General features: G+C 65.5%; 10 protein-coding genes. 6 read left to right on the top strand and 4 right to left on the bottom strand.

All coding sequences use genetic code 11. The annotated features are described in order from the left end of the window. The first annotated feature begins 21 nt into the window (after window positions 1-21). The 6 genes from IC234_RS12770 (at window position 22) to IC234_RS12745 (ending at window position 10,520) form a co-directional block, all read left to right on the top strand. The gene (locus IC234_RS12770; protein WP_190925175.1) at window positions 22-1,527 is read left to right on the top strand and encodes a RagB/SusD family nutrient uptake outer membrane protein; all 1,506 of its coding nucleotides are present in this window, start codon (window positions 22-24) and stop codon (window positions 1,525-1,527) included. Window positions 1,528-1,609: 82 nt separating this feature from the next. Further along, the gene (locus tag IC234_RS12765) at window positions 1,610-2,413 is read left to right on the top strand and encodes a PKD domain-containing protein (RefSeq protein WP_190925173.1); all 804 of its coding nucleotides are present in this window, start codon (window positions 1,610-1,612) and stop codon (window positions 2,411-2,413) included. A gap of 37 nt (window positions 2,414-2,450) precedes the next feature. Further along, complete coding sequence (locus IC234_RS12760; protein WP_190925171.1) at window positions 2,451-3,320, top strand: glycoside hydrolase family 16 protein; 870 nt, start codon at window positions 2,451-2,453, stop codon at window positions 3,318-3,320. A 172-nt stretch (window positions 3,321-3,492) separates the two neighbouring features. Next, a complete protein-coding gene (locus IC234_RS12755) occupies window positions 3,493-4,320 on the top strand; it encodes a glycoside hydrolase family 16 protein (RefSeq protein ID WP_190925169.1) in 828 nt (275 codons plus the stop codon). A 231-nt stretch (window positions 4,321-4,551) separates the two neighbouring features. After that, window positions 4,552-6,972, top strand: coding sequence for a glycoside hydrolase family 3 C-terminal domain-containing protein (locus tag IC234_RS12750; protein WP_190925167.1), 2,421 nt, complete (start codon window positions 4,552-4,554; stop codon window positions 6,970-6,972). A gap of 224 nt (window positions 6,973-7,196) precedes the next feature. Next, on the top strand, window positions 7,197-10,520 hold the full coding sequence (locus tag IC234_RS12745) for a cyclic nucleotide-binding domain-containing protein (RefSeq protein WP_190925165.1): 3,324 nt from the start codon (window positions 7,197-7,199) through the stop codon (window positions 10,518-10,520). 55 nt (window positions 10,521-10,575) lie between these two features. Here the strand turns inward: IC234_RS12745 and IC234_RS12740 are convergent, their stop codons facing one another. The 4 genes from IC234_RS12740 to IC234_RS12725 form a co-directional block, all read right to left on the bottom strand. Beyond that, a complete protein-coding gene (locus IC234_RS12740; RefSeq protein WP_190925163.1) occupies window positions 10,576-11,622 on the bottom strand; it encodes an adenylate/guanylate cyclase domain-containing protein in 1,047 nt (348 codons plus the stop codon). A 34-nt stretch (window positions 11,623-11,656) separates the two neighbouring features. After that, on the bottom strand, window positions 11,657-12,037 hold the full coding sequence (locus IC234_RS12735) for a response regulator (RefSeq protein ID WP_190925161.1): 381 nt from the start codon (window positions 12,035-12,037) through the stop codon (window positions 11,657-11,659). A 52-nt stretch (window positions 12,038-12,089) separates the two neighbouring features. Beyond that, entirely contained in the window at window positions 12,090-14,027 is a 1,938-nt protein-coding gene (locus IC234_RS12730) for an ATP-binding protein (protein ID WP_190925159.1), read from the bottom strand. A gap of 205 nt (window positions 14,028-14,232) precedes the next feature. Beyond that, on the bottom strand, window positions 14,233-16,383 hold the full coding sequence (locus tag IC234_RS12725) for a sensor histidine kinase (protein ID WP_223827662.1): 2,151 nt from the start codon (window positions 16,381-16,383) through the stop codon (window positions 14,233-14,235). Between the last annotated feature and the right edge of the window lie 13 nt (window positions 16,384-16,396).

Raw genomic sequence — 16,396 nt, 5'->3', positions numbered from 1 at the left:
TCATTCTTAGCCATCCAGACTATGTCCATTTTTCATAAATACGCGTGGGGTGCCCTGCTGGGCCTGGGCCTGCTGAGCGGCTGCGGCGAGAAATTCCTCGACGAAGCCCCCAACGACCAGGTCACCGACGCCAACTTCTACAAGTCCGAACAGGACGCCATTCTGGCCGTGAACGCCGTGTACAGCGAGCTGGGCAAGGGCGGCCAGTACAACTACGCCCTGTGGGGCATCGGCGACATCGGCTCCGACATTTCCTACACCGGCGGCGGCGGCGGCGGCGACGGCATCGAGCAGCAGCAGCTCGACAACTTCAACATTCCCAGCACCAACCCCATCATCAACCGCTTGTGGGGCGGCTGCTACATCGGCATCGGGCGGGCCAACATCGTGCTGCAAAAGGTGCCCGGCATTGCGGGCATGAACCCGGCCATCAAGAATCGCTGCTTGGGCGAGGCCGAATTCCTGCGGGCCAAGTACTATTTCGACCTGGTGCGGGCCTACGGAGACGTGCCCCTGCTCACGGTGCCGCCCCTCACGCCGGCCGAGGTAAACATTCCGCGCACGCCGGCCGCGCAGGTCTACACCCAGATTGTGAGCGACCTCACCGACGCCATCACCAAGCTGCCGACCACCTACTCGGGCGACGACATCGGGCGCGTGACCAAGGGCGCGGCCCAGGGCCTGCTGGCCAAGGTGTACCTCACCCAGGGCAACCTGCCCGCCGCCGCGCAGCAGGCCAAGGCCGTGATTGACTCGGGGGTGTACAGCCTGTTCCCGAACTACGGCGACATCTTCAAGATTGCCAACGACAACGGCCGCGAAAGCCTCTTCGAGGTGCAGTACGTGTCGGGCCGCAACGAATACACGTTCGACGGCCTGGGTTTTGTGGGCAACGAATTCTTCGGGCCCCGCGGCCAGAGCATCGTGCCGCAGGGCGGCTACGGCTTCAACATCCCGGAAAACGACTTCGTGGCTGGCTACGAAACCGGCGACCTGCGCCGCGACGTGACCATCTGGAAGCCCGGCGACGTGTACCCCGACGGCCGCACCCAGCCGGCCTCGCTGCCAGGCTCGCCCAGCGGCTACGGCTGCAAGAAGTGGTTCATTGGCAAAGTGGATACCCGCGTGTGGGACTCGGGCCTGAACATCAAGGTGATGCGCCTGGCCGAAGTGTACCTGATTTACGCCGAAGCCACGGGGCCCACCACGGGCACCTCGCCCCTGGGCGGCCTCGAAGCCCTCAACATCGTGCGGCGCCGCGCCTTCGGCCTGCCCCTGAACGCGCCCTCGGCCCGCGACGTGGCGGCCGGCATCAGCGCCCAGGCGTTCAAGACGGCCGTGTGGCGCGAGCGCAAGTACGAGCTGGCCTTTGAGAACGACCGGTGGTTCGACATGAAGCGCACCGGCGAGCTGCTCACCTCGCCCCAGCTGCTGGCCAAGGGCGTGAAGCCCACCAACGTGGTGCTGCCCCTGCCCCAGAGCGAGCTCGACATCAACCCCAACCTGAAGCAGAACCCGGGCTACTAGCCTACAGCTCGCCCGCGCCGCGAAAACCACCTGCGCGTGGGCGAGCCCTTTTGCTCCTTCACCCTTTGTCCAGATTCAACTCATGAAAAATATTGTACGCGCCGCGGCCCTTGGTTTCCTGCTGACGCCGATGCTGCTGGCCTCTTGCACCAAGAAAGAAAACCAGTTGGAAGGGGCCGTGCCGGCCTCGGACTTCACGGTTACCACGGTCACCACAGGCCTCACCACCGTGGCGACCTTTCGGGCCAACAACACCGACGGCTTCCTGTACCAGTGGGAGTTTGGCGACGGCACCGTGGGCACGGGCCAGACCGTAAGCCACACCTACACCAGCGGCGGCACGCTCAAGGCGCGCCTCATCACGGCGTACCGGGGCGGCACCAGCGTGTCGGCCACCAAAGACGTGGTGCTGCCGCAGGTGTCGGCCATCGTGAAGGGCATTCTGACGGGCGGCTCCTCCAAAACCTGGAAGCTCGACAACACCGTGGTGGCCCCCATCACCGTGGGCCCTTCCGATGCTGACCCCACCAGCTACTACGCCGGCAACCCCATGCCCGGCCAACTGCCCGCCTGCCAGGCCGACGACGAGTACACGTTCAGCACCGCCAACGTATTCACCTACGACGCCAAAGGCCAGACCTTCGTGGCCGGCGGCGCCTGCGATGCCCCGCGCAACGTGACCACGTCGTTCACGTTTGGCAACGCCACGGGCCCCGGCCTGGCCCAACTCACGCTGGCCAGTGCCACGCCGTCGCCGTTCATCGGCGTGACCGATGCCCCCGGCTTCACGTACCGCATTCTTTCCATCGATTCGCAGCACATGCTGGTGCGCGCCGGCAGTACGGCCGCTGGCGTGGTGTTCGACATGAAATTCATTGCGAAGTAGCCGCGTTTGGCTGCTTAACGCTTTCCTTTCCCTCGCCATGATGTTTTCCCGCTTCCACCTCAAGCCCCGCCACGGGGCCGGCCTGCTCCTCGCCCTCAACCTGCTGGCCTGCACCGACAAAGGCAGTTCCTTCACGCCCGGCCCGGTGACGCCTCCGGGCCCGGCCACGCCGGTAACCAATGAAGACGCCCGCGCCTACACCGACTACACCGACCTGGTGTGGAGCGACGAGTTCGACGGCGCGGCCCTCGACCAAAGCAAGTGGAAATACGACCTGGGCGCCGGCGGCTGGGGCAATAACGAGCTCCAGACCTACACCAACTCGACCGACAACGCCTACCTCAGCGGCGGCAACCTCTACATCAAGGCCAGTCGGTCGAGCTCGGGCAGCATCACGTCGGCCCGCATCCTCACCAGCGGCAAAAAGGACTTCCAGTACGGCCGCATCGACATCCGGGCCCAGGTGCCCAAGGGCAAGGGCATCTGGCCGGCCATCTGGATGCTGGGCTCCGACATCGGCCAGAACCCCTGGCCCAAGTGCGGCGAAATTGACATCATGGAGCTGCGCGGCAGCAAGCCCCGCGAGCTGCTCAGCACCATGCACTTCCAAACCGCGCAGGGCACGCACGGCCAGCAAGGCACCACGCAGCTCCAGCCCGCCGACCTGTCCGACGCCTTCCACATCTACTCGGTGGTGCGCAGCAAGGACCAGCTGCGCTTTTTCCTCGATGGGCAGCAGTACTACACGTTTGGCAACGGGGGCGCTTCGCCCAACCCGTTCAACAACCTGTTTTTCGTGATTTTGAACGTAGCCGTGGGCGGCAATTTCGACGGCAATCCCGACGCCAGCACCGTGTTTCCGCAACAAATGGTGGTGGACTACGTGCGCCAGTACCAATACAAATAAGCGCGCTACCCCGCCCGCTTGCTACCAATCCGGCCGGGAATTGGTGGGATATGAACCCGCCGGATAGGGCGGCGGCCGCTCCCGGTTCGGACAAACCGGGGCGGCTGCCCCCGATGGTATACCTTGCCCAAGCCGCTGCCCGCGGCGCCGCGACGGGCTTTATCTCAACGCCATGCTTTCCTTTCTCCTTTCCGGGTTTCTGTGGCTGAGCCCCGGCAGCCCGCCTCCTGCGGCCCCGCCCGCCAAGCCGCGCTACACCTTCACCAAACTGGCGTGGAGCGACGAGTTCAACTACACCGGCCTGCCCGACTCCACGAAGTGGAAATACGACGTGGGCGGCAGCGGCTGGGGCAACAAGGAAGAACAATACTACACCAAGCGCCGCCCCGAAAACGCCCGCGTGGAAGGCGGCCACCTCATTATAGAAGCCCGCAAGGAAGCCCTGGTGCCGGCCAACGCCTACACCTCGGCGCGGCTGGTGTCGCGCGGCCCCGGCGGCAGCCAGACCTACGGCCGCTTTGAAGTGCGGGCCAAGATTCCGGCCGGGCGCGGCACCTGGCCCGCCATCTGGATGCTGCCCGACGAGAACCCCTACGGCAACCACAGCTGGCCCGACAATGGCGAAATCGACATCATGGAGCACGTGGGCTACGACCCCAACGTGATTCACGCCAGCACCCACTGCAAGGCCTACTACTTCCGCATCAACAACCAGAAAACCGGCGTCACGAAGCTGCCCGATGCCACCACGGCCTTCCACGTGTACGCCGTGGAGTGGACGCCCGAAACCATCACGGCCGAAATCGACGGGCAGCTCTACTTCGCGGCCCGCAACGAAAACACCGGCTGGGAAGCCTGGCCCTGGGACAAGCCCTTCCACCTGCTGCTGAACGTGGCCGTGGGCGGCGAGTGGGGCGGCCAGAAAGGCATCGACGAGGCCGCTTTCCCGCAGCAAATGCTGGTGGACTACGTGCGGTTTTACCACATGAAAAAGAGCTGACTCCGGGCACGCTGGCGCATCGAACGCCACGCCTTTTATAGTTCTTCTCAACACCTCAACTCGTTTTCTCCCTCACGCCGACGGATTGGTGAGATTCCGTCCGGTGCTGCCGACGCCGGTGCTGCAAGCCCCCGGCGTCATCTCGAAGGAACGGGCCATCGGGCATCCTTGGGGGGAGCCCGGCGCGGCCTGTTCCTTCTGCAGCCTTCCCTCCGTCTTCCTCATTATTTTATGAAAAAACCCTTCCCCTTCTTCCGCTGGCTGGCCGCCGGGGCCGCCCTGGTGCTGGCCGGCAGCCCCGCCGCCCAGGCCCAGCGCCTGGGCCTGGAGTTCCGCATCGACTCGCTGCTCAAAGCCATGAGCACCGAGGAAAAGCTGGCCCAGCTCACCAAAAACACCTTCATGACCACGCCGGATAATGCCCGGCTCCGCATTCCGGGCTTCGTGATGGACGACGGCCCCCACGGCGTGCGCTTCGAGAAAGCCACGGCTTGGCCCACGGGCATGGGCCTGGTCTCGACCTGGCACCGCGGCCTGGCCGAGCAGGTGGGCCAGGCCATGGGCGAAGAGTTCTGGGCCTTTGGCAAGCAGCAGCAGCTGGGCCCCTGCATCGACCTGACGCAGGACCCGCGCGGCGGCCGCAGCGCCGAAAGCGGCGGCGAAGACCCGTACTTGATTGGCCAGGTGCAGTCCCGCGTGGCTTTCGGCATTCAGAAAACGCCGGTGATGGCCACCGTGAAGCACTTCATGATTGAGGGCAAGCAGGCCACGCGCCACACCCGCAACGAGCTATTTACGGACCGCGGCGTGATGGAGCACTACGGCTACCACTTCCGCACGGTGGTGCAGGAAGGCGCGGTGCTCAGCGTGATGTCGGCCTACAACCTGATAAACGGCGAGCACGCGGCCGAAAGCCCCTACCTGCTGAACACGGTGCTGCGCGAGCGCTGGGGCTTCCCGTTCTACGTGGTGTCGGACTGGGACGCGGTGCACGACACGAAAAAGGCCATCCTGGCCGGCAACGACGTGTGCATGGGTTCCGACGACTACCTCAAGGACCTGCCGGGCCTGGTGGCCAGCGGCGCCGTGCCCATGACGGCCATCGACGCGGCCGTGCGCAACGTGCTGCGGACTAAAATCATGGCCGGCCTGCTCGACTACTACCCCAAGGGCAGCAAGGCCGACGCCAACACGCCGGCCCACACCACGCTCAACCAGCAGGCGGCCCGCGAGTCCATCATTCTGCTGAAGAACTCGGGCAACATCCTGCCCCTGAAAAAGGCCACGCTGAAGCGCATTGCCCTCATCGGCCCCAACGCCGACAAGGGCAACCTGAACTGCTTCGGCAGCTCCGAAACCACCCCGCCCTACGCCGTGAGCCTAAAGCAGGGCCTGGAAACCAAGCTGGGCGTGGACAAGATTTCCTTCGCCAAAGGCTGCGACATGAACAGCGCCGACACCACCGGCTTCAAGCTGGCCCGCGAGCTGGCCCGCAAAGCCGACGTGGTGATTTTCGCCGCCGGCCTCGACAGCACCCAGGAGGGCGAGCAGTACAACTCCGGCCACGACCGCACCAACAACTCGGCCACCTTGCCCGGCCAGCAGCAGGCCCTCATCATGGCCCTGGCCCGGGCCAACCCCAACGTGGTGGTGGTGGTGCAAAGCGGCGGCGTGTGCGCGATGCACGAGAGTCTGCCCCGCATGAAAGGCCTCGTATACAGCTTCTACGCCGGCCAGGAGGCTGGCACCGCCCTGGCCGACGTGCTGCTGGGCGACTACAACCCCGCCGGCCGCATGCCCGTGAGCATGCCCACCGGCGACAGCCAGCTGCCCCCGTGGAGCGACGACCTGCGCGACGCCAACGGCGTGGGCTACCGCATGTACGACAAGAAAGGGATGAAACCGGAGTTTGCCTTCGGAGCCGGCCTGAGCTACACCACCTTTCAGTACAGCAACCTGCAGCAGCCCAAGGCCCCCGTGGCCGTGGGGGCGCCCGTCACCATCAGCGTGGACGTGACCAACACCGGCGCCGTGGCCGGCGACGAAGTGGTGCAGCTCTACCTGCGCGACAAGTCGTCGAAACTGGACATGCCGGTGAAGCAGCTCAAGGGGTTCGAGCGCATCAACCTGGCCCCGAAGCAGAAAAAGACTGTGACCTTCACCCTTTCGGCCGAAGATTTTTACTTCTGGAACGAGCAGACCAAAGCCTACGAGGTGCACCCCGGCGCTTACGCTTTCAACGTGGGCAGCGCCTCCGATAAACTGCCCCTGGGCGGCGCCTTCACGCTGCAGGCTGGCGCCACCAAGCCCGACCTAAAGGTGACGCAGGTGTTCACCGTGCCCCGCTTCCCCAAGCCGGGCCAGGCGGTGACGTTCTACGCCATGGTGAAAAACATGGGCACCGCGCCGGTGGCTACCGGCAGCAAGCTGGGCGTGAATTTCACCATCGACAAAGCCGTGGTGGGCAGCCTGCAGGGCTTGCCGCAGCCGCTGCAGCCCGGCCAGGCCCGCCTGCTGGCCGCCACCACCAACAACTGGAAACCCACCGCCCGCGGCACCTTCACGGTGGGCGCCGTGGTAGATGGCACCAACGCCATTGCCGAGTGGCTGGAAAGCAACAACAGCTTCAGCCGGCCCATTCGGGTGTACTAGGGCCGACTGCTTTCTCGGTTTAAAATAGAACGTCATGCTGAGCGCAGCCGAAGCATCTCGCGTGGGGTAGTAATCATTTACTCTTGCACGCGAGATGCTTCGGCTGCGCTCAGCATGACGTTCTTCTTTTCTTCCCCTGCCTTACTCCTGTTGCCCCGCATAGCTTCCCGCGGCCCGTATCTTTGGCAACGGCCGTGCCCGGTGGTGCCGGCCGCCCTTTCCTCATGCTCTCGGCCACCTCTCTTCAACGCCTGTTCGGCATCAAAGCCGGCGAAGCCCGCACCGTGGGGCTGTTTTCGCTGCACAACTTTCTGCTCGGCATCGGCTCGGTGCTGGTGTACGTGGCGGCCAACGTGCTGCTGCTGGAGCACGACCCCGCCCAAAGCCTGCCGCTGGGCTACGTAGCCGGTGCCCTGGCCATGATGGCCGTGGGCAAAATCTACACCCACTTCGAGCACCACTTGCTACTGCGCAAGCTGGCCGTGCGCGTGCTGCTGGCCGTGGTGGCGCTGGCGGCCGTACTGGGCGTGCTGGTGTACGTGGGGCATTCCGTAGCGGCCGCGGTGGCCATCATGGCGGGCTACCGGGTCATCTACCTGCTCACCAACCTGGAGTTCTGGGGCGTGTCGGCGGTGGTATTTGATGTGCGGCAGAGCAAGCGCCTGTTCAGCGTCATCAGCTCCGGCGACATGCCGGCCAAGGCGCTGGGCGCCATCTTGGCGGCCCTCATTCACGGCGACGCGCAGCTGCCGGTGCTGCTGGGGCTGTCGTTTGTGGCGTACCTCGGGGCGCTGTTCACGCTGCGGGCCACCCTTAGCTCGCACGTGGTGGAAGCCACGGCGCGGGCGGTGCGGCGGGTGCGGCGGCCGCCGGGCCGGCTGGTGCAGCAGCTTTTCGGGGGCAGCGAGCTGGTGCAGGCCATGTGCCTGAGCTTGGTGGCCATAGCGGGCGTCGTCACGGGCGTGGAATACATGTTTTTCCTGAACGTGAAGCACAAGTTTCACGCCTCGGCCGACGTCATGCAGTCGGTGGGCTGGGTGCTGGCTGCTACCTACGGCGCCGCTACGTTTTTCAAGCTTTTGGTGAGCCGGCAAGCCCTGGAGCGCTACGGTGTGCAGTGGTCGTTGCGGCTGCTGCCGGTGGTGGCGCTGGTGGCGCTGGCCATTTTTGGCGGCCTGCAGGTGGCCGGCGGCTACAGCCAGACCGGGCAGCTGGCCTTTTTCTGCGGCCTCTACCTGTTGCTCGAAGTGCTGCGCCGCACCGTGTTCGACCCCGTTTTTCTGGTGCTGTTTCAGCCGCTGGCGCCCACGCAGCGCCTAGCCGCGCACACGCTGGCCAAGGGCTTTTACGAGCCGCTGGGCATGGGCCTCACCGGCTTGCTGTTTTTCGTGCTGGGCTACCTGGGCCGCCTCGACGGCGGCCTGCCCTTTGCCTGGATGGGCGCGCTGCTGCTGCTGGCGCTGCTGGCGCTGGCCCGCACCTACCGCAGCTACCTGGCCGAGCTGAAGGAAGGCCTGGGCCGCCGTTTCGCCGAAACGGCCGAGCTGGCCCTGCCCGATGCCGCGCGCCACGTGGTGCTGGCCCAGCTGCGCAGCCCCCACCCCACCGAAGTGCTGAATGCCGTGGCATGGCTGCGCCAGCGCGAGCCCGCCACCTTGGCCAGCCACGCGCCCACCCTGCTCGAACACGCCGACGAGCGGGTGCGCCTGGCCTTGCTGGCGTCGGCCGAAGCCGCGACGCTGCCCGTAGCAGCCCTGCAGGCCCTGGCCCTGCGCGACCCCGTCCCGGCCGTGCGCGCCGCCGCCGCCCAGCAGCTGGCCGCCACTGCGCCGGATGCGCCGGAGGTGGGCCTGCTGCTGGCCGGCCATGACTGGGACGCGCGCCAGGGTGCCATCCGGGGCAGCCTGAGCGCGGTGCCGCAGCACGCGGCGGCCCAGTCCAGCCTATTGCAATTACTGCCGGGCTCCAATGCCCCGTCAACAGCCATCGAAGTGGCATTGCGCCTGTTGGCGTTTTTCCCGCCCGATGTGCAGGCCCAGCTCGTGGAGCGCGGGCTGGCCAGTCCCGACGCCGACATTGTCCGGGCCACCCTCACGGCCCTGGGCACGGTGGGCCATTTGCAGCTGGCGGAGCACCTGCTCACGGCCCTCAACGACAAGCACCTCTGGGAGCCGGCCGCCGACAGCCTGGTGGCCCTGGGCCCGGCCGTGGTGCCGCTGCTGCGCGAGGCCCTGCGCCGCGAGCCCGAGCCGCTACACCCGCAGCGCACGGCCCTGGTGCTGGAGCGCCTCAACACCGGCGCCAGCCGCGCCGCCCTGGTCGAGCTGGCCCAGCACCCGCACCTGTTCACCCGCGGCGTGGCGTTGCGCTCGTTGCGCCGCTTCCCGGCCCGGCCGGCCGACCGGGCCGTGTTTGAGCACCTGCTGCGCGAAGAATTTGCCCTGGCCACGCACTTGCTGCAAGGCTTGGTGGCCGATGGCCGAAGTGTGTTCCAGGCCACCATCGACTACGAGCTGAGCCTGCTGCACCAGCGCGTGTTTGGGCTGCTGGCCCAGCTCTACGACGCCGAATCGGTGGCCACGGCCCAGCGCAACGTGGCCCACGCCGCCCGCGAACGCCAAGCCAACGCCCTCGAAATCCTCGACAACCTCATTCCCCGCCCGGTGTACCAGGGCCTGCAGGCGCTGCTCGACGACTCGCCCTTGGCCGAAAAAGCCGCGCTGTTTGCCCGCCTCACGGCCCCGGCGCAGCCCGCCCGGGCCCACGTGCTCACGCCGGCCGGTCCGGCCGCGGTGGCCGGCAGCGACACAGTAGCCCCGCCCCACCCCGCGGCCGTCGCCGCCCCGCCCGCCGAGCCGCTGCCCACGCTGCTGTTGCGGCGCGGCCACATGGCCTTTACTTCCTGGACGCTGGGCTTGGCTCTGCGCCACTGGCTTCCCGCCGAGCCTGATGCCGCCGACATTCTGCGGCCTTACCTCACTTCGCCCTACCAGCTGCTGCGCGAAAGCGCACGGGTGGCCGCAGCGGCGCTGGCCGCCACTCAGCGCCAGCCCATTTCTTCTCTCGCTTTGCCCGACATGAGCCAGCATTCCTCTCATCAGCCCGAAGCCCGCGTCTCGTCTCTGGAGCGGGTGATGATACTCAAAAGCACCGCCCTGTTTGCCCAAACGCCCGAAAACGTGCTCAGCAGCATCGTGCCCATCATGAAGGAGGTGACGTTCCGCGAAGGCGAGGAGATTTTCGCCCAAGGCGATATCGGCACCTCGCTCTTCATTCTGCACGATGGACAGGTGGGCATCTTCACGGGCACCCAACAGCTGGCCACCTTTGGCCCCGGCGATTTCTTCGGCGAGCTGGCCCTGCTCGATGCCGAGCCGCGCTCGGCCACGGCCGCTGCGCTGAGCGAAGTGCTGGCCTTCCGCATCGACCAGGAAGACTTCTACGACGTGATGGAGGAGCGCGGCGAGGTGCTGCGCAACATCCTGCGCATTCTCTGCCAGCGCATTCGCCTGCAGAACGAGAAAATGCGCGGGCTGACGGCAGGGTAGTTTATCTGTCATCCTTCGCTGCGCGGACGCCAGATGAGGATGACAGGCAGAGGGTTTACTCCACCACCTCGTAAATCTTCACCGGCAGCGCCTTGTTTTTCAGCATGACTTCGCTCACGAACTGGCACTGAAAGGACTCTTTCACCTTCAAATAGACGGCTTCGCTGATGATAATCTGGTCGGGCTTGGCGGCCGACTGCAGGCGCTGCGACATGTTCACCACGTCGCCGATAACGGTGTAATCCAGGCGCTTGAGCGAGGCCGAGCCGATGTTGCCCGACACCACTTCGCCGGTGTTGACGCCGATGCTGACCTGTGGGCGGTACTCGAAGCCGGGGGGCAGCGGGGCGTCGCTCTGCTGCAGGGCCTGGCGGGCCGAAAGCGCCGCGTCGATGGCCCGGTCGAGGTGGTGCTCGCCGCGAAACACGACCATCACGGCGTCGCCCATGAACTTGTCGACGTGGCCGCCCTGGGCAATGAACTCCTTCACCACCAAGTCGAAGTACGTGTTGAGCAGGCTCACCACGTCGGTGGGCGCCAGCTTTTCGGCCAGCGCCGTGAAGCCGCACACGTCCAGAAAAACTACGGTGGCTTCCACGGTTTCGGAAGCGGTGAGGCGGTTTTCGAAGTCGGGCCGCGTCATGAAGTTGAGCACGGTCTCGTCGACGTACATCTTCAGGATGTTATTTTCCTGAATGGCCTTAAGGGTTTCGCGCAGCTGGCGCACCTGGTCGGCGGTTTTCTCGATGGTGACTTCCAGGTCGGTGAAATCAACGGGCTTCACCACGAAGTCGAAGGCGCCGCGGTTCATGGCGGTGCGCAGGTTGCCCAGGTCGCCGTAGGCCGACACGATGACCGTTTTCATGGCCGGGTGCTGGGCGTGGGTGTGGCTGAGCAGCGTGAGGCCGTCCATCACCGGCATGTTGATGTCGGACAGAATCACGTCCGTATCGGGGTGCTCGTTGATGCGCGTCAGGGCCTCCTCGCCGTTGGTGGCGAACACAAATTCGTAGGTGGCCTCCCGAATCTTGCGCCGAAACTTCTGCTTGATGAGCAGTTCGAGGTCGGTTTCGTCGTCGACCACCAGAATTTTCGTTTTCATGACACGGGTTGTGGTAGAACGGTTGGCTACGCGCTTAGGAAGGTAGCAAATGTGCTAATTTATCTTTGAGCACCGCAAAATCCACCGGCTTGGTGAGGAAATCGTGGGCGCCCAGGGCCAGCGCTTTCTGGTGGCTTTCATCGTCGCCGTACGCCGTTATCATCATCATGGTGGTGGGCGGCATTTCAAATTCCTCCTTCACGTGCCCCAGCAGGTCGAGCCCGCTCATGCCGGGCATGTTGATGTCGGAGAGAATGATGAGCACTTCGGAGTGGTGCGCCCGCAGAAATTCCAGAGCCTCCTCACCCGAGAAGGCAAAGCTGAAGGTCCACTGGCCGCTGCGGATTTCGCGCCGGAAACGCTGTTGAAACAAGTCGCGCACATCGGTTTCGTCGTCAACTACCAGAATTTGCATAGGGTCAATTTTGCAGCGTAAAAGTCGGGCCCAAAGGTAGGCCCGGGCCAACTTAAGCCGGCAGGCGCACCACAAATTCGGTGCCCTCGCCTTCGCGGCTTTCCACGGTGAGGGTGCCGCCGTGGCTCGTGGTCACGATGTCGTGGCTCAGGCTCAGGCCCAGGCCCGTGCCCTCGCCCACGGGCTTGGTGGTGAAGAAGGGCTGGAAGATTTTCGCCTGCACGCTTTCCGACATCCCCGTGCCGTTGTCCTTCACCCGGATTTCGACCGCGCCCGGCACGGCATGGGTGCTCACGGTCACGGTGGGCCGATAGCCTGAGCCCGGGCTTTGCCGCTGGCGCTGCTGCACGGCATGGAAAGCGTTGGTAAACAAGTTTATCAGCACGCGGCCCAGGTCCTGCGACATGGCCTCGATGTGGGGCAGCTCGGGGGCTAGTTCGGTCACAAGCTCGGCCGTAAATTCCTTGTCTTTGGTGCGCAAGCCTTGGTAGGCCAGGCGCAGGCTGTCTTCCACCACGGCATTCAGGTTGGTGGGCACGCGCTGGCTGGTGCCGGCGCGCGAGTGCTCCAGCATGCCCTTGATGATGGACGTGGCCCGCTGGCCGTGCTGGCTGATTTGCTGCAGATTCTGCTTCAGGCCGGTCAGGATTTCCTGCTCCAGGCCGGTGCTGCGGGTGGGGTCGCGGTGCTCGCCGGTGATTTCGTCCACCAGGTCGGTGCTGACTTCGGCGAAGTTTTTCACGAAGTTGAGCGGGTTCTGCAGCTCGTGGGCAATGCCGGCCGTGAGCTCGCCCAAGAAGGCCATCTTCTCGCGCTGCACCAGCTGGTCCTGAGCAGTTTTGAGCTCGGCCAGCGACTGCTCCAGGGCTTCGCGAGCGCGCTCCTGCTGGCGGGCGTGGCGAGCCAGCAGCAGGGCCAGCGCCAGCAGCCCCACCAGGCCCACCACCAGCGCGTAGGTCCGGTAGCGCGCTTTGAGGCGGGCCTGGCCGGCGGCGGCCTCCTGGGCGCGCTGCTGCTCGCGGTAGTTGAGGTTTTGCAAGCGCATCACCTTTTCCTGCCCAAACAGGGTGTCCTTCATCACCAGCATCAGGCTTTGGTACTTGAGGGCGCTGTCGGCGTTGCGGCGGGTTTTGTAGTCCTGGGTGAGCAGGGTGCTGGCGTTGAGCACGCCGCGCAGGAAGCCGTTGGTCTGGGCGGCCTGGCAGCCCAGCCGGGCGTAGTAAACACTGGAGTCGAGGCGGCCCTGCTGCTGGTAGAGCGTGGCCAGGCCCACGTAGGCAAAGTTGAGGCTGCGCAGGTGCTGCACCTTCTTCGACTCCGTGATGCTGGCCCGGTAAAACGCCTTGGCCTGCGCCGTGCGGCCCTGCTTGCGGGCCACGTTGCCCAGCCCGTAGAGAATGTAGTTGGTGGGCGTGCGCAGGCGGCGGGCCAGCGCGTAGGCCCGCTCTTGGAAGATGCGCGACGAGTCGAGCTGGTTGAACAGGTCGTAGGCTAGGCCAATGTTGCTGAGCTCAATCACCACGCGGCGCTCGTCGCGCAGCTCCTCGCCAATTTTCAGCGCCCGGAAGTAGTAGGCCAAGCCCTGGCGCTGGTCGCGCAGGTACACGTAGATGATGCCGATGCTGCGCAAGTTTTGGGCAGCCAGGGCGCGGTCGTGGGTGACTTCGGCAATGCGCAACGACTTCTGAAACACCTCCAGCGCACGGGCCAGGTTGCTTTCGCGCAGGGCGGCGCCCAGGCGGTTCAGGGCCTCGCCTTCGCCGTGGCGGTAGTGCACGCGGCGGGCCAACGCCAGGGCCTTGTAGGCATACACGGCGGCCGAGTCGGTGCGCTGGGTCCAGAGCTGGTCGCTGAGCTGGCACAGCAGCACCACGCGGCTGGTGTCGGGCAGCGGGCGGGCCAGCAGGTGGCGCAGGCTGTCCACGGCGCGGCTGGGCGGCGGCACCACCCGGCCTTGCCCCGCCCGCGGCACGGCCAACAGCGCTGCCACGACCACCCATGCCAACCAAACCGCCCTGACCCGAAAAAGAGAAATAAATGTGCGCAATAGAGAAGGTACCAAGCCGGGGGTAAAATTCAGCGAATTCCGAATCGGGGACGCATTTCGATGGAAGCGGACTGGGGGTTTCCCTACCAGCAACCGCTCGTGCGCCCCTGAGCAAACGAACTCGTAAGCTGGCCGTTAGCTGGCTTACTCAATTAATCGGCAAGCTAATCAGAAACTCGGTGAATTTCCCCTCCTGAGACGCCACCGTGAGCGCGCCGCCGTGGCCCTGGGCGATGATGTCGTGGCTGAGCGACAAGCCCAGGCCCGTGCCCTCGCCCGTGGGCTTGGTGGTGAAAAAGGGCTGGAAGATTTTCGCTTTGATGTCGTCCGGGATGCCCGTGCCGTTGTCCGCCACCCGGATTTCCACCCGACCATCAATCTGCCTGGTGCTCACCAAAACGGTGGGCTGGTAGCCGGCTTCGCTCGACTGCTGGCGCTGGCGCACGGCGTAAAAGGCGTTGCCCAGCAGGTTGAGCAGCACCCGGCCCACGTCCGCCCCCACCGCTTCGACCAGCGGCAGGCCCGGCGCGAAATCCGTTTCCAAAGCTGCGTTGAAACTTTTGTCCTTAGCCCGCAGGCCCTGGTAGGTCAGGCGTAGGTACTCGTCGCAAAGGGCGTTGAGGTCGGCGGGCGTCCGCTCGCCGGTGCTCGTGCGCGAGTGTTCGAGCATGCCCTTCACGATGGCCGCCGCCCGTTTGCCGTGCTCGGTGATTTTGCCCAGGTTCTGCGTCACGTCGTCGGCCAACGCCCTCACCTCTTCCGTGTCGCCGGCAGCCTGCGCTTCCCGCAGTTCCGCCATCAGCTCGGCGCTCACTTCCGAGAAATTGTTGACGAAATTGAGCGGGTTCTGAATCTCGTGGGCGATGCCGGCTGTGAGCTCGCCCAGGCTGGCCATCTTCTCCTTCTGGATGAGCTGCGCCTGCGTAGCCCGCAGGTCGGTGAGGGAGCGCTGCAGCTCGCCGGTGCGCTCGGCTACTTGGTGTTCCAGCGTCTCGTTCTGGCCCTCCAGCAGGGCTTGCTTTTCCTGCTCCTGGGCCAGGGTTTGGGCCGAGAGGCGTTCGACCTCACCCAGCTTCACCAGCAGCAGCTCGGCCCCGAGGGCAAACTCGCGGGCCAAGAAAAAAGAGATGCCCAGCGGCGGCAGCAGGATGGCGGGCACGAACAATAAGTTGCTGCCTATACCGTCCAGGGGCACGCCCAACACCAACAGCGTCAAATTAAGCAAGATGAAGAGCAGGCCCCCACCAAAGCCGGCCGCAATGATGGGTGCCCCGCGCCGACGCGCACGTAGCGCCCGCCCCGTCAGGCGCAACGACTCGGCCAGCACCAAAACCGCGAAAACCAGGTAGGGAATCAGATACCAGGGCGAAAGCAGCGTGAGCCACTGCGCCAGCAGCAGCAACCCGCCGCTCAGCGCCAGTCCCCGGTATACCCGGCCGGGCGCGAAGCCGAATAAGGTGTAGAGCGCCCGCACCCCCCACAAGCCGCCCAGCGTCAGCAGTCCGTACGACACCACGGCAATGGCAACGCTCCAGGCCCAGGACGGAAATTCGACGCTCCCCGTGATGGCGTACGGCACGCTGGCCATAAACAGGCAATACGCCAGGGAATAAAGGGCAAAGTAGCGGTTGGCGCGCTGCGTGGGGTTGTAGCGGTAAAAGACCCAGTGCAGCAGGGCCAGCAGCAGAAACATCGCCGCCATTACCCGCCAGAGCGCGACCTCATCAGCCCAGCCACGCTCTATCTGCACCAGCTGCGCCATGGGCCGCAGCCGCAGTTGGAGGGCAGTAAGCCGGTCGGCGCCCAGCAGCAGCGGCGCGGGGTGCCAGGGAGCCACGCGCAGGGCCAGCACCTGTTCGGCCGGCCCGTTGGCGGGCACTTCCAGCACCCCCGGCGCGATGCGCGAGCCGCGCACCCGCGCCCGGTGGGTGCTGTCGCTGAGCAGGCGGCCGTTGAGGTACACGTCGGCCGTGCCCCGCCGCCAGAATTGCAGGGCCAAGGTGCGCGAGCGCAGCGAGTCACTGAGGTGAAAGCGCAGCCGCAGCCAGTACACGCCCGTTTGGGTGGCGCGCGGCATTTCGCGTCCGGTTAGGCGCAGGGCGAGCGTGTCCCAGGCGCGGTCGTCGAAGTTGGGGCGGGCCCGAGCGGAATCGTCGCCGGGGCGGTAGCGCCAGCCTTTTTGCAGCAGCAGGCCGTCGGCGGGCAGGCGGTTGATTTGCAGCACGGTCGCGTCGGGGGCTTGGGCGCGGCCGGGAGTTCCCAGCAGCAAGGCCAACAGCAGAAGTAGCGCGTGTTTCATGGGCAAAGGGCGT

Source organism: Hymenobacter armeniacus, assembly GCF_014699055.1.
Lineage (GTDB): Bacteria > Bacteroidota > Bacteroidia > Cytophagales > Hymenobacteraceae > Hymenobacter > Hymenobacter armeniacus.
Note: the sequence above shows the minus strand (reverse complement) of the source record. Positions and strands in the feature narration are given on the sequence as shown.

Coding starts and splice junctions, on each gene's coding strand:
- IC234_RS12770 (WP_190925175.1), top strand. CDS start 22: ATGTCCATTTTTCATAAATACGCGTGGGGTGCCCTGCTGGGCCTGGGC.
- IC234_RS12765 (WP_190925173.1), top strand. CDS start 1,610: ATGAAAAATATTGTACGCGCCGCGGCCCTTGGTTTCCTGCTGACGCCG.
- IC234_RS12760 (WP_190925171.1), top strand. CDS start 2,451: ATGATGTTTTCCCGCTTCCACCTCAAGCCCCGCCACGGGGCCGGCCTG.
- IC234_RS12755 (WP_190925169.1), top strand. CDS start 3,493: ATGCTTTCCTTTCTCCTTTCCGGGTTTCTGTGGCTGAGCCCCGGCAGC.
- IC234_RS12750 (WP_190925167.1), top strand. CDS start 4,552: ATGAAAAAACCCTTCCCCTTCTTCCGCTGGCTGGCCGCCGGGGCCGCC.
- IC234_RS12745 (WP_190925165.1), top strand. CDS start 7,197: ATGCTCTCGGCCACCTCTCTTCAACGCCTGTTCGGCATCAAAGCCGGC.
- IC234_RS12740 (WP_190925163.1), bottom strand. CDS start 11,622: ATGAAAACGAAAATTCTGGTGGTCGACGACGAAACCGACCTCGAACTG.
- IC234_RS12735 (WP_190925161.1), bottom strand. CDS start 12,037: ATGCAAATTCTGGTAGTTGACGACGAAACCGATGTGCGCGACTTGTTT.
- IC234_RS12725 (WP_223827662.1), bottom strand. CDS start 16,383: ATGAAACACGCGCTACTTCTGCTGTTGGCCTTGCTGCTGGGAACTCCC.